14 protein-coding genes are annotated in these 13,047 nt (G+C 70.2%); 2 read left to right on the plus strand and 12 right to left on the minus strand.

Annotated features, from left to right (window positions below):
• Positions 1 to 4 precede the first annotated feature (4 nt).
• The 3 genes from ACIGXJ_RS31320 to mnmA all read right to left on the minus strand — a co-directional run bounded on the left by ACIGXJ_RS31320 (position 5) and on the right by mnmA (position 2,615).
• Complete coding sequence (locus tag ACIGXJ_RS31320) at positions 5 to 544, minus strand: TIGR00730 family Rossman fold protein (protein ID WP_399652481.1); 540 nt, start codon at positions 542 to 544, stop codon at positions 5 to 7.
• 50 nt (positions 545 to 594) lie between these two features.
• A complete protein-coding gene (locus ACIGXJ_RS31325) occupies positions 595 to 1,413 on the minus strand; it encodes a hypothetical protein (RefSeq protein WP_399652483.1) in 819 nt (272 codons plus the stop codon).
• Between the two features lie 68 nt (positions 1,414 to 1,481).
• Positions 1,482 to 2,615: a tRNA 2-thiouridine(34) synthase MnmA gene (gene mnmA, locus ACIGXJ_RS31330; RefSeq protein ID WP_399652486.1), complete on the minus strand. Its 1,134-nt coding sequence runs from the start codon at positions 2,613 to 2,615 to the stop codon at positions 1,482 to 1,484.
• Positions 2,616 to 2,675: 60 nt separating this feature from the next.
• Between mnmA and ACIGXJ_RS31335 the strand changes: the two genes are divergently transcribed.
• On the plus strand, positions 2,676 to 3,362 hold the full coding sequence (locus tag ACIGXJ_RS31335; RefSeq protein ID WP_399652488.1) for an N-acetylmuramoyl-L-alanine amidase: 687 nt from the start codon (positions 2,676 to 2,678) through the stop codon (positions 3,360 to 3,362).
• A gap of 85 nt (positions 3,363 to 3,447) precedes the next feature.
• Here the strand turns inward: ACIGXJ_RS31335 and ACIGXJ_RS31340 are convergent, their stop codons facing one another.
• The 3 genes from ACIGXJ_RS31340 to ACIGXJ_RS31350 form a co-directional block, all read right to left on the minus strand.
• Positions 3,448 to 4,617, minus strand: a complete 1,170-nt coding sequence (locus tag ACIGXJ_RS31340; RefSeq protein WP_399652491.1) for a cysteine desulfurase family protein — start codon at positions 4,615 to 4,617, stop codon at positions 3,448 to 3,450.
• Between the two features lie 368 nt (positions 4,618 to 4,985).
• Complete coding sequence (locus ACIGXJ_RS31345) at positions 4,986 to 5,255, minus strand: DUF4190 domain-containing protein (protein ID WP_399652493.1); 270 nt, start codon at positions 5,253 to 5,255, stop codon at positions 4,986 to 4,988.
• 19 nt (positions 5,256 to 5,274) lie between these two features.
• Positions 5,275 to 5,442: a hypothetical protein gene (locus ACIGXJ_RS31350; RefSeq protein WP_399652496.1), complete on the minus strand. Its 168-nt coding sequence runs from the start codon at positions 5,440 to 5,442 to the stop codon at positions 5,275 to 5,277.
• Positions 5,443 to 5,585: 143 nt separating this feature from the next.
• Here ACIGXJ_RS31350 and ACIGXJ_RS31355 point away from each other — a divergent pair, with 143 nt between their 5' ends.
• Positions 5,586 to 6,218 (plus strand): TetR family transcriptional regulator, encoded by a 633-nt coding sequence (locus tag ACIGXJ_RS31355; protein ID WP_399652499.1) that lies wholly within the window; start codon positions 5,586 to 5,588, stop codon positions 6,216 to 6,218.
• A gap of 31 nt (positions 6,219 to 6,249) precedes the next feature.
• On the opposite strand, the gene ACIGXJ_RS31360 is transcribed toward ACIGXJ_RS31355, so the two are convergent.
• From ACIGXJ_RS31360 to ACIGXJ_RS31385, 6 genes are all read right to left on the minus strand, one after another.
• Entirely contained in the window at positions 6,250 to 7,095 is an 846-nt protein-coding gene (locus ACIGXJ_RS31360) for a thioesterase family protein (protein WP_399652501.1), read from the minus strand.
• A 25-nt stretch (positions 7,096 to 7,120) separates the two neighbouring features.
• Entirely contained in the window at positions 7,121 to 7,795 is a 675-nt protein-coding gene (locus ACIGXJ_RS31365) for a trimeric intracellular cation channel family protein (protein ID WP_399652503.1), read from the minus strand.
• Between the two features lie 63 nt (positions 7,796 to 7,858).
• Positions 7,859 to 8,986 (minus strand): ABC transporter ATP-binding protein, encoded by a 1,128-nt coding sequence (locus ACIGXJ_RS31370; protein WP_399652506.1) that lies wholly within the window; start codon positions 8,984 to 8,986, stop codon positions 7,859 to 7,861.
• Positions 8,983 to 10,077 (minus strand): ABC transporter ATP-binding protein, encoded by a 1,095-nt coding sequence (locus tag ACIGXJ_RS31375; protein WP_399652508.1) that lies wholly within the window; start codon positions 10,075 to 10,077, stop codon positions 8,983 to 8,985. The genes ACIGXJ_RS31370 and ACIGXJ_RS31375 overlap by 4 nt, the downstream gene beginning before the upstream one ends.
• A complete protein-coding gene (locus ACIGXJ_RS31380; protein WP_399652510.1) occupies positions 10,074 to 11,072 on the minus strand; it encodes an ABC transporter permease in 999 nt (332 codons plus the stop codon). The genes ACIGXJ_RS31375 and ACIGXJ_RS31380 overlap by 4 nt, the downstream gene beginning before the upstream one ends.
• 109 nt (positions 11,073 to 11,181) lie before the next feature.
• Positions 11,182 to 12,978 carry an ABC transporter substrate-binding protein gene (locus ACIGXJ_RS31385; RefSeq protein ID WP_399652513.1) on the minus strand — a complete coding sequence of 599 codons (1,797 nt, stop codon included), beginning with the start codon at positions 12,976 to 12,978 and terminating at the stop codon, positions 11,182 to 11,184.
• Between the last annotated feature and the right edge of the window lie 69 nt (positions 12,979 to 13,047).

Consider the following 13,047-nt stretch of genomic DNA (forward strand, 5'->3'; position numbering starts at 1 on the left):
CGCACTACTGCACGCCCTGACTCTCCTCGAGGTAGGCCAGCGCGCCCACCGGCTCCTCGGCGAAGAACACCAGGTCGGTCAGCGGGCGGGGCAGGAAACCCTCGTCCTCCATGCGGCGGAACTGCTCCTTGAGGCCGTCGTAGAAGCCCGCGGTGTTGAGCAGCACGACCGGCATGTCGGTGTGGCCGTGCTTCTTCAGCTCCAGGATCTCGGTCGCCTCGTCGAGGGTGCCCGTACCGCCCACCATGATCACCACGGCGTCGGCCTTCTGCAGGAGCAGCCTCTTGCGCTCGGCGAGGTCGTGGGCGATCACCATCTCGTCGGCGCCCGGACGGGCCTTCGCGGACAGGAAGTCCACCGAGACGCCGACCAGCCGGCCGCCCGCCGCCTGCACGCCGTCCGCGACGACCTTCATCAGGCCGACGTCCGAGCCGCCCCAGACCAGCGTGTGCCCGCCCTTGCCCATCAGCTCCGCGAACTCACGGGCGGGGCGGGTGTAGCGGTCGTCGAGGTCGGCGGCGGAGAGGAAGACGCAGATGTTCATGGGGACCACCGTACGGGGTGCCCTCTGCGCCGCCGGACGGGAAGGCGGCGCTACCGCACGTCCACGTAGTCGCCGGTGGTGGCCTTGGCGCCCGTGACGGAGTTCCCGCCGTAGTACCAGCGCCAGGTGCCGTCCTTCGTGGCGGTGACGGTCGTCCTCAGGGCGCCCGTGGACGAGGTCGTGACCGTCCTGACGTAGCTGTACGCGGTGGCGCCCGCCGCCTTGAACTGGAGGACGACCTTCTGCCCGCCGTAGAGGTCGTAGCGGTGCGTGTTCCAGTTGGCGCGCTTCAGGGTGCCCTTGACGGTGATCGGACCGCCCTTGGTGACCGGCTCGGGGGTCGCGTCGGCGCCCTCGATGACCGAGGCGCGCTTGAGGCGGGTGGTGTAGGAGAGCAGGTCGTCGTCGTAGCCGCCGCCGACCTTGATCCCGAGGCCGGCGGTCTTCCAGACGGTGGCGTCGCTGTTGACGAGCTTCCGGCCGCCCGGGAGCATGTCGGGGTCGACCTGGAGCGACTCGTCGCAGTCGTAGAAGGTGTAGCCGCCCGCGCTGGACTGGCTGCAATTCCACCGGATCGTTCCGATGGCCAGGTGATACGAGTTCTGGCCGTAGGTGCCCCTGTACGGCGACACCTGCCAGCTGTCCAGCCTGACCCTGGTCTTCAGCGTGTAGGTCATCGGCACCTCGATCTCGGCGCCCGTGCCGAGAACGATCGGCTTGCCCTTGTTGATCACCACGTTCGAGAACGTGATGTCGCTGTCGGCCGCGTGCGCGCCGGGCGCCATGAGCAGTGTGCCGGCGAGCGCCGTACCGGCGGCCGTGAGCACGGTCGCCGCGCGCGGGAGTCTGCGCTGTTTCCGCAGAGTCATGTCCCACCCCTGTTGTCTGCCTGTGAGCACCGGACGGACGATCTTCCGCCCGGTGCAGGCACTTTAGATCAGGAGTGCGACAGCGCCGCCGCGCGCGTGGTCGACGCGATCGTCGCCGAGCCCACCACGCGCGTGCCGTCGTACAGGACGATCGCCTGGCCGGGCGCGACGCCGCGGACCGGCTCGGTGAAGGACACGCGCAGCTCGCCGTCGACGAGCTCGGCCGTCACCTCGGTCTCCCCGCCGTGGGCGCGCAGCTGGGCGGTGTAGGTGCCGGGGCCGGTCGGGGCGGCGCCGCACCAGCGGGGCTTGACCGCCGTGAGCGCGCTGACGTCCAGGGAGGCGGCAGGGCCGACCGTCACCGTGTTGTTCACCGGGGAGATGTCGAGGACGTAGCGCGGCTTGCCGTCGGCGGCCGGGGTGCCGATGCGCAGGCCCTTGCGCTGGCCGATGGTGAAGCCGTAGGCGCCCTCGTGGGTGCCGAGCTTGGTGCCCGACTCGTCGACGATGTCGCCCTCGGCCTTGCCGAGCCGCTTCGCCAGGAAGCCCTGGGTGTCGCCGTCGGCGATGAAGCAGATGTCGTGCGAGTCCGGCTTCTTGGCCACGGCCAGCCCCCTGCGCTCGGCCTCCGCGCGGATCTCGTCCTTGGTCGTCACGGTGTCGCCGAGGGGGAACATCGCGTGGGCGAGCTGCTTGTCGTCCAGCACGCCGAGGACGTACGACTGGTCCTTGGCCATGTCGGCGGCGCGGTGCAGCTCGCGCGTGCCGTCCTCACGGACGATCACCTTGGCGTAGTGGCCGGTGCAGACCGCGTCGAAGCCCAGCGCGAGCGCCTTGTCCAGCAGCGCCGCGAACTTGATCTTCTCGTTGCAGCGCAGGCACGGGTTGGGCGTGCGGCCGGCCTCGTACTCGGCGACGAAGTCCTCGACGACGTCCTCGCGGAAACGGTCGGCGAGGTCCCAGACGTAGAACGGGATGCCGATGACGTCCGCGGCGCGGCGGGCGTCGCGGGAGTCCTCGATGGTGCAGCAGCCCCGCGCGCCCGTGCGGAAGGACTGCGGGTTCGCGGAGAGGGCGAGGTGGACGCCGGTCACGTCGTGGCCCGCCTCGGCCGCGCGGGCGGCGGCGACGGCGGAGTCCACACCGCCGGACATGGCGGCGAGGACGCGGAGGGGGCGGGAGCGCTGCGGGGTGTCAGTCATAACCCTTCCAGGGTAAGGGGGCGTGGGAACCGCAGCCCCCGAGTATCCGTTGGAGATCACATGGAGCGGACTACGGGGGACACGGACCGGCAGGTCAGGCGGCGCGCCCTGATCGTCGGCGGTATGGCGGCCGCGGCGGGCGTCGCCGTGCTCGCCCGCGACGACCTGCGCAGACTGTGGTGGCGGGCGCCGGGGGTGGACAAGCCGCGCAAGGAGGGCGAGGTCGACTTCGCCGGTGCCCGCTGGACGGCGGCGTCCGACGCCAACTTCCGCTGGGCGGACCGGCCCGACGACTACGGCATCGACCTGGTGGTCATCCATGTCACCCAGGGCAGCTTCGCGAGCGCGGTGAAGGTGTTCCAGGACCCGGGGCACGGGGCGGCGGCGCACTACATCGTCGGCCAGGACGGCCGGATCACCCAGATGATCCGCGAGCTGGACGTGGCGTACCACGCGGGCAACCGGGAGTACAACGAACGCAGCGTGGGCATCGAGCACGCCGGTTTCGTCGACCGCCCCCAGGACTTCACGGACGCGATGTACGCGGCCTCGGCACGTCTGACGGCCCGGATATGCGCGCGCTACGACATCCCCGTCGACCGCGAGCACATCATCGGCCATGTGGAGGTGCCGGGCACGGACCACACCGACCCGGGGCCGCACTGGGACTGGGACCGCTATCTGAAGCTCGTACGCAGAGCCCGTACGGCCCCTCCCGCACCCCGTACGGCACCCACGTCCGCGTAGCGGCTCGGCGCCGGACCCGGGCACGTGCGCCCAGCGGGCTCGGCCCGGGGCTCGGGCGCCTCCGCCCGGCGGCTCGGCCTCCGGCTCAGGTCAGCCCCGCCGCGCGGGCCCGCTCCACCGCCGGCCCGATGGCCTTGGCGACGGCCTGGACGTCGGCCTCGGTGGAGGTGTGGCCGAGGGAGAAGCGCAGGGTGCCGCGGGCCAGGTCCGGGTCGGTGCCGGTGGCGAGCAGGACATGGCTGGGCTGGGCGACACCCGCGGTGCAGGCCGAGCCGGTGGAGCACTCGATGCCCTGGGCGTCGAGCAGCAGCAGCAGGGAGTCGCCCTCGCAGCCGGGGAAGGTGAAGTGGGCGTTGGCGGGCAGCCGGCCCTCGGGCGCCGGGTCGCCGCCGAGGATCACGTCGGGCACGGCCGCGCGGACCGCGGTGACGAGGTCGTCGCGCAGGGCGCCGATCTCGCGGGCGAACCACTCGCGCTGCTCGGCGGCGAGCCGTCCGGCCACGGCGAAGGAGGCGATGGCGGGCACGTCGAGGGTGCCGGAGCGCACGTGCCGCTCCTGGCCGCCACCGTGCAGGACGGGCACGGGGCTGTACTCCCGGCCGAGGATCAGCGCGCCGATGCCGTACGGCCCGCCGATCTTGTGTCCGGACACGGTCATGGCGGCGAGTCCCGAGGCGGCGAAGTCGACCGGAATCTGACCGAACGCCTGGACCGCGTCGGCGTGCAGCGGGACCCCGAACTCCCCCGCGACCTCCGCCAGTTCGCGGACCGGCATGACGGTGCCGATCTCGTTGTTGGCCCACATGACGGTGGCGAGGGCGACGTCGTCGGGGTTGCGTGCGACGGCCTCGCGCAGCGCGTCGGGGTGGACGCGGCCGTGGGCGTCGACGGGGAGGTACTCGACCGTGGCGCCCTCGTGTTCGCCGAGCCAGTGCACGGCGTCGAGCACGGCGTGGTGCTCGACGGGGCTGGCGAGGACCCGGGTGCGGGCCGGGTCGGCGTCGCGGCGGGCCCAGTACAGGCCCTTGACCGCGAGGTTGTCGGCCTCGGTGCCGCCCGAGGTGAACACGACCTCGCTGGGGCGGGCGCCGAGCGCCTCGCCGAGGGTCTCGCGGGCTTCCTCGACCGTGCGGCGAGCCCGGCGGCCCGAGGCGTGGAGGGACGAGGCGTTTCCGGTGACGCCCAGGTGGGCGGTCAGGGCCTCTGCCGCCTCCGGAAGCATCGGCGTCGTCGCGGCGTGGTCGAGGTATGCCATGGTGCCGCCGATTCTACGGGGCGTTCACGGCGGGGCGGCGTGCGGTGCCCGCGGAGCGAGGCCGGAAACCGACTCGGCGGCCCCGGCGCGAAAGCCCCACCGCCGCGGGCTCAACCGCTCGGGAGCCGCGGCTCGGGCACCTTGTTGTCCCCGGCCCCATCACTCAAGAGCCCGCGACTCAGGCAGCCCGACGCCCCGGCCCACCACTCACAGGCACTCCGAGGTCCGGGGCCCATCTGCTCTCGAAGCCCGGCTCGGACAGCCCGAAGCCCCGAGCCGGCCACCCAAGAGCCCCCGGCCCAGGCACCCCGCAGCCCGTATCCCAACTGCTCACGAGCCCCCGGCCCAGGCACCCCGCAGCCCGTGGCTCAGAAGCTCCACGAGACGGCGTTGTCGGCCTGCATGAACACGGCCAGCACCACGAGGTCGGCGATGCCGAGGCCGAGGCCGAGGAAGGCGCGGCCGCGCCGCCCGGTCCCGCGCCACAGCGCGACACCCGCAAGGACGATCGCGGTCGGGCCGAGGAAGAGGTTGAAGACGAGCAGGCCCAGCAGTCCGAGGACGAAGGACGCGACGGCCATGCCGTCGGCGTCGCGGGCGGTGGAGGTCCGGCCGTTGGCCGGAGCGGTCAGCTGCATGACGATCGGCTCCCGATGGTCAGCGGATGGTTGTGTGGTGGCGGCGGCCGTGCCGCTCGCGCAGGGCGAAGACGCCGAGCCAGACGGCGATGACGGCGGCCGCGACCAGGCTGAAGGAGAGCGGTGCGTGGGCGACGGCGCCCAGGACCACACCGAGGAGCAGAAGTGCGGCGACGAGAAACAGCATGGGATGGAATCCCCCTCCGGATCGCCTCGGGGTTCGGCCCCGAAGTTTCGGTGAACGTTTGTGGTTACACTTGTTCACTGACTTTCGAGTCTAACGCACGTGACGACTTCCCAATTCCGGAGAACAGTTGTTAACTGCATGGTATGAGTCACACCCTCGGCGTCCGGCAGGCCCAGAAGCAGAAGACCCGTCAGGCCCTTCTGGACGCGGCCCTGGAGCTGCTGGAGCACCAGAGCCTGAGCAGCCTGGGCCTGCGTGAGGTCACCCGCGCCGTCGGAGTCGCGCCGACCGCGTTCTACCGCCACTTCCGCTCCACGGCGGATCTGGGCGTCGCGCTGGTCGAGGAGGCACTGGGAAGCCTGCACGCCACCGTGCGGGCGACGGTGTCCACGACCGGGGACGCCGACGAACGCATCGCCCGTGCCGTCGAGTTGATCGCCGGGCATGTGGACGCCCACCCCGCGCACGTGAGGTTCGTCGCCCGCGAGCGGCACGGCGGGGTGCGGCCGGTGCGGGAGGCCATACGGAGCCAACTCGCGCGGTTCGGCGAGGAGGTGAAGGCCGAGCTGGCCAAGGACCCGGTCTCGGCGGGCTGGAGCGAGGACGACCTGTCGATGCTCGCCGGGCTCTACGTCGACCAGATGCTGATCACCGCGTCCTCGTTCCTGGAGGCACAGGAGACCGGGGCCTCGGAGGAGCAGCGGCGGCGCGTCGCCCGGGTCGCGGAACGGCAGATGCGGCTGATCAGTGTGGGGCGGGCCCACTGGGCGGACTGAAGCCGGCCGCCCGGCGCCCCGGGGCGGGGGCTCAGCCCAGCCGGACCCGTGCCAGCTGGCGGGACTGGGCCACCAGCCGGTCCCGGCTGTCCCAGATCTCCGCGTCCTCCTCGAGGAAGCCGCCCGCGAGGTTGCGGGTCGTGATGGAGACCCGCACAGGACCCGGGGCCGGGCGGCACCGTACGTGGACGGTCAGTTCGACGGTCGGGACCCAGCCCTTGACGCCCAGCTCGAACGCGGTGGGCGGGAGGGCGTCCACGGCCAGGAGGAGGGACAGGGGGTCCATGTCGCGGCCGTCGGCGAGGCCGAACCAGGCGCGCATCTCGCCCCTGCCGGAGGGCTGACCGAGGGCCCAGCCGAGGGTGGCCGGGTCGAGCTTGAGCATCAGGCGGTCGGCGATGGCGGAGCTGCCGTCGACCGGGGCGGGGCCGTCCTCGGGGCCGAAGCACTGGTCCATGGGCGGAATCGCGGGCGGCACGGCCGTGGTGCGGACGTCGTCCGGCAGGGAGTCCAGGTCGCCGTAGGAGGCGAGGACGCGGATGCGCTCGACCTCCGTGCCCTGCTCGTCGTACTGGAAGAGCGAGGCCTGGCCGGTGGACAGCGTGCGGCCGGCGCGGACGACGTCCGTGCGGACGACCGCCGGGCCGGGCTGGGAGGCCGTCAGGTAGTGCGCGGAGACGGTGAACGGGTGCGGGTGCGGCAGGGCGTCGGCGAGGGCGCGGCCCAGTACCGCCAGGAGGTAGCCGCCGTTCACGGCGCTGATGATGGTCCAGCCCGCGGAGAGGTCGATGTCGTAGACGCCCTCGGAGCGGCGGGTGAGCGCGGTGTCTCGGTCGAACTCGCTGTCGCCGATGATCGCCTGGGATGCCTGAGCCATGGCGGTACCGTACAACAAGAAACTACTAAGCGGTAGCTTTTTCGGTTTCCTCGGTCACCGTGGACCGCCGGTTCCAGGCCCGCGGCGCCCGCCAGTGGTAGTGCATCGCCAGCAGCCGCAGCACGAAGGACGTGACGACGGCGAGACCCGAGGTGAACGTCGTCAGCACGTCGAAGCGGATGCACAGGACCACCATGCCCGCGCCGACCATCGCCGGCACGGCGTACAGGTCGCGGTCCCAGCGCAGCAGGGAGGGGACCTCGTTGGCGAGGACGTCGCGGAGCACACCGCCGCCGACCGCGGTCGCGAGGCCCAGGGCCGCGGACGCGGTGAGGTTCAGGCCGTACTCGTACGCCTTCGTCGTGCCCGCGACCGCGAACAGGCCGAGGCCCGCCGCGTCGAAGACGTTCACACCGAACTGGATGCGCTCCACCTCGGGGTGCAGGAAGAAGACCAGGAGGGCGGCCAGCAGCGGCGTCAGGAAGTAGCCGAGGTCCGTGAAGGCCGCCGGCGGCACCGCGCCGATGACCAGGTCCCGGAAGAGCCCGCCGCCGAGCGCCGTGACCTCGGCGAGGACGGCGATGCCGAACACGTCGAAGTTCTTGCGCACGGCCAGCAGGGCGCCGGAGATGGCGAAGACGAAGATGCCGACCAGATCGAGCGTGTGCTGGACGGACGGGCTGAAGAGTTGCTCAAGCACCCCTAATTCTTACCTATGAGCGAGCCCCCGCCTTACATTGCAAGGCGGGGGCTCACTCAGGGGTCACTTCTCTTTGGCGACCTCGGCTTCGGGGACGTCCTCGGCCGCAGCCTCGGCGGACCGCAGCAGCTTGGTGTCCCCCGGCTGCTGGTCCTCGAAGTTCTCCGGGTGGTGGCAGGCGACCTGCTGGCCGGGGCGCAGCTCGATCAGCGGCGGCTCGGTGGTCTTGCAGATCTCCGTGGCCTTCCAGCACCGGGTGTGGAAGCGGCAGCCGCTCGGCGGCGAGATCGGCGAGGGCACGTCGCCCTTGAGCAGGATCCGCTCGCTCTTGGCGGCCTTGCGCCTCGGGTCCGGGATCGGCACCGCCGACATCAGCGCCTTGGTGTACGGGTGCATCGGCGCCTTGTAGAGCAGGTCGCGGTCGGCCAGCTCCACGATCTTGCCGAGGTACATCACCGCGATCCGGTCCGAGACGTGCCGGACGACCGAGAGGTCGTGCGCGATGATCACGTACGTCAGGCCCAGTTCCTGCTGGAGGTCGTCCAGCAGGTTCACGACCTGCGCCTGGATCGACACGTCCAGGGCCGAGACCGGCTCGTCGGCCACCACGAGCTTCGGGTTCAGCGCGAGCGCGCGGGCGATGCCGATGCGCTGGCGCTGGCCGCCGGAGAACTCGTGCGGGTAGCGGTTGTAGTGCTCGGGGTTGAGCCCGACCACCGACAGCAGCCGCTGGACCTCCTTCTTGATGCCGCCCTCGGGCTCGACGCCCTGGAGCCTGAAGGGGGCGCCGACGATCGTGCCGATGGTGTGGCGCGGGTTCAGCGAGGAGTACGGGTCCTGGAAGATCATCTGCACGTCGCGGCGCAGCGGACGCATGCCCGCCACCCCGAGATGCGTGATGTCCTTGCCCTCGAACTCGACCCTGCCGCCGGTCGGTTCGAGGAGGCGGGTGATCAGCCGGCCCATGGTGGACTTGCCGCAGCCGGACTCGCCGACGACGCCCAGGGTCTCGCCGGAGCGGACCTCGAAGTCGATGCCGTCGACCGCGTGCACCGCGCCGACCTGCCGCTTGAGCAGGCCCTTCTTGATCGGGAAGTGCTTCTGCAGGCCGGTGACCTTCAGCAGCACCTCGCGCTCGGCGGGGGTGCTCTCGCTCTTGGCGGCGGTCGTCACCGCTTTCTCGTCACTCACAGCTTCGGCGCAATCTCTTCGGTCCAGATACGCTCCCGCTGCTCCTGCGTCATGTGGCAGGCGGCCCAGTGCTTGCTGCCGACCTCGGTCAGCTCGGGCCGGACCGTGCGGGTGACGTTGTCCTTCGGCAGATCCGCGTACGGGCAGCGCGGGTTGAAGGCGCAGCCGGACGGGACGTTGATGAGGGAAGGCGGGGAGCCCTTGACCGGGATCAGCCGCTCCTGCTGGTCGCGGTCCAGGCGCGGCATCGAGCCGAGCAGACCCCACGTGTAGGGGTGGCGGGGCTCGTAGAACACCTTCTCCGCCGGACCCCGCTCGACGCACCGGCCGCCGTACATCACCAGGAGGTCGTCGGCCAGTTCGGCGACGACGCCCAGGTCGTGGGTGATGATGATGACCGCCGAGCCGAACTCCGTCTGCAGATCGCGGATCAGGTCCAGGATCTGCGCCTGGACGGTGACGTCCAGGGCGGTGGTCGGCTCGTCCGCGATGAGCAGCTCCGGGTTGTTGACCAGCGACATCGCGATCATCGCGCGCTGGCGCATACCGCCGGAGAACTCGTGCGGGTAGTTGTCGACGCGCTTGTCGGGCTGCGGGATGCCGACCCGGTCGAGCATCTCGACCGCGCGGCGCCGCGCGGTCTTCTTGTCGACGTCGTGGTGGATCCGGTACGCCTCCACGATCTGCTGGCCGATCGTGTAGTACGGGTGCAGCGCGGACAGCGGATCCTGGAAGATCATCGCCATCTCGCGGCCGCGCATCCTGCGGACCTTGTCGGGATCGGCCGACAGCAGCTCGGTGCCGTTCAGCCAGATCTCGCCGGAGATCTGCGCCTTGCGCTTGCCGTACTGGCCGGCCGTGTGCAGGCCCATGATGCCGAGGCTGGTGACCGACTTGCCGGAACCCGACTCGCCGACGATGCCGAGGGTCTTGCCCTTCTCCAGCGAGAAGCTGAGCCCGTCGACGGACTTGACCAGGCCGTCGTCGGTCGGGAAGTGCACCTTCAGGTCCCGCACTTCGAGGAAGGCGGAGGGCGCTTCACCGGTGGTGGGCTCGCCGACGGCGGCACCGGTCTTGCTGAGTTCGGTCATGCGAGCCTCACTCGGGGGTCGATCACGGCGTACAGGACGTCCACCACGAGGTTGGCGATGAGCACCGCGAGGGAGGTGATCAGGGTGACGCCCAGGATGATGGGCAGGTCCTGGGTCCGGATGCCGTTGAGCACGGCCTGGCCGAGGCCGGGCAGGCTGAACGCGGTCTCGGTGAGGATCGCGCCGCCGATGAGGGCACCGAGGTCCATACCGAGCATGGTCAGGATCGGCGTCATCGTGGAGCGCATCGCGTGCTTGCCGATGACGACCTTCTCGGTGAGACCCTTGGCGCGCGCGGTGCGGATGTAGTCCTCACCCATGATCTCCAGCATGGTGGCGCGGGTGATCCGGGCGTACATCGCGGCGTAGAGGAAGGCGAGCGTGACCCAGGGCAGCAGCATGCTCTGGAACCAGCCGCCGAAGCTCTCCTCCAGCGGGACGTACTCGCCGTCCACCCAGCCGAGTCCGTAGTCGAAGATCGCCAGCGAGAGCATGGCGGTGAAGTAGATCGGCAGCGAGACGCCGCCGAGGGCGACGATCATCGCGCCGCGGTCCCACAGGCTGCCCCGCTTGAGGGCGGAGAGCACACCGGCCGAGACACCGAGCAGCAGCCACAGCACGGCCGCGCCGAGCGCCAGCCCCAGGGTCACCGGGAGGCGGTCGGTGAGCACCGGCCAGATGGCCTGCTCGCTGCGGAAGGAGTAGCCGAAGCAGGGCGCGGCGCACTCGGTGACGTCCCCGCCGCCCGAGTAGGTGCGGCCGACGAAGATGCCCTTGAAGAACTCCCAGACCTGGGCGTAGATCGGGTCGCTCAGGCCCAGCTTGGACCGCACGGCCTCGACGGCCGCAGGGTCGGCCTGCTTGCCCACGAAGCTCGTGGCGATGTCGACGCCCGCCCACTTCGGGACGAGGAAGAAGATGCCGAAGACCACCATGATGATGACCACGAGCATCACTGCGGCGGCGAACAACCGCCTGATGAGGTAAGTGAGCACAGCTCTCGGCCCGCGGCGGGCCGCGGACCACCGGAGGTCTTCCGGTGGCCCGCGGCTCACGCCTCGCCGGCCTTCACCTGCCTTTCGTGCCGTGCGGCGGGTGTGCCGGTTACTTCGCGGACTTCAGGCCGAGGTTGACGAAGTCGTACATGCCGCTGTAGCCGTCCGTGGTGTAGACGTTCGCCAGCCGGCTGCCGCGCCAGTTGATGAACTTCTCGAAGACGAAGGGCAGGTAGTAGCCGCCTTCCATGACCTTGTGGTTGATCTGCGTGGAGATCTTGGCCTTCTCGGCGTCGTCGAGGGTGTTGACGTAGTCGTCGAACAGCCCGTCGATGGCCTTGTCCTTGATCAGGGCGTAGTTGTTGTTGCCCGACTCGAGGATGTACTTGCTGTGCCACAGCGGCAGACCGAAGCCCTGCACGGACGGGAAGTCCGGACCCCAGCCCATGATGATGATGCCGAAGCCCTTCTTCTTCACGTTCGAGGGGCTGCCGATGATGCCGGAGGTCTGCGAGCCGTCGAACTGCTCGATGTCGGCCTGGACGCCGATCTTCTTCAGCGACGCCTGGAGGGACTCGGCGGTGGCCACCTCGACCGGCTTGTTGTTGCGCACGGCGATGGTGGTCTTGAAGCCGTTCGGCTTGCCGCAGGCCTTGAGCAGCTTCTTGGCCTCGGCCACGTTGCCGCTCTTGTTCTTGCCGGCCAGCTCGAACGGGTCGTAGGACTGGCCCTCGGAGCCCGGGATGGACGGCGGCAGCATGTTGGTGCCGATGTCACCGCCGGCGATGGGGCCGCCACGGGCGTTCTGCAGCGACACGTGGTCGGCGCCGAGGATCACGGCCTTGCGGCAGTTCTCGTTGTCGAACGGCTTCACGCTCTGCGGGAAGACCGCGTAGCGGATGTAGCCGGAGACCGGGTTGTCCAGGTTGGCCTTGTGCTCCTTCAGGGCGGTGGTGCGGCCCTGCGGGGACATGCCGGTCTGGTTGATGTCCAGGTCGTAGTCGCCCGCGATCAGGCGCTGGTCCATGTCGTTGGCGTTGGAGAAGATGTTGAGCGTGATCGCGTCCGGGTACGCCTTGCGGACCGGGTCGGATGCCTGCTTCCAGTTCTCGTTGCGGACCAGCTTCAGCGACTTGCCCGGGTCGTACGACTCGAACTTGTACGGGCCGGAGGAGAAGGGACGCAGGCCGTACTTGGACTTGGTGTCCTTGTCCTGGCGGACCGGGGAGGCGGAGATCAGCGCCAGCATCTCCTCGAAGTCCGAGTTGGCCTTCGGGAGCTTGAAGACGATGGTCTTGTCGTCCGGCGTCTCGATCGCCTTCAGGCCGAGCTTGTCGGCGGACTTGTCCTTGTACGGACCCTGGTACTCGCCCTTGGGGTCGAGCACCTCCTTCAGGTACGTCGGGCCGCCGGCCAGGACGTCCTGGGCCCAGACGCGCTCGATGCCGTACTTGACGTCCTTGGACGTGATCGGCTTGCCGTCCTCCCAGGTGACGCCGTCACGCAGGGTGTACGTGTAGGTCTTGCCGTCGTCCGTGACCTTCGCGAGGCCCGTGGCGAGGTCCGGGGTGAGCTCGGCGCCCGCCTTGCCCGGCTCGGTCTTGTTCGTGACGAGCTGGCGGCTGTAGTAGCGCGCGAAGTTCCACATGAAGCCGTAGTAGCCGCGGGTGGTGTCCCACGAGTCGGCGTCCTGGGCACCGGCGAACTTCAGCGTGCCGCCCTTCTTGGCCAGCGAGGCCTGGGCGACCTTGTTGTTGGCGGCGTCGAAGCCGGCCGCGCCGGTCTTCGAGCCGTTGTCGCCGTCGCCGTCGCCGCCGCCGCACGCCGCCGTGGTCAGCAGCGCGGCGACCACCGCGGCAGCGGCCATGGCCTGCTTGCGCCGCCCTGAGGTGCGTTGGGTAGTCACGATCTCGGATCCTCCGGTTGTGATGAGAGATCCCGTGTGGTGTGCCACGGGTCGCTTGGGGTACGGCAG

Origin of the sequence: Streptomyces sp. NPDC053367 (genome assembly GCF_044545925.1) — a bacterium.
Lineage (GTDB): Bacteria > Actinomycetota > Actinomycetes > Streptomycetales > Streptomycetaceae > Streptomyces.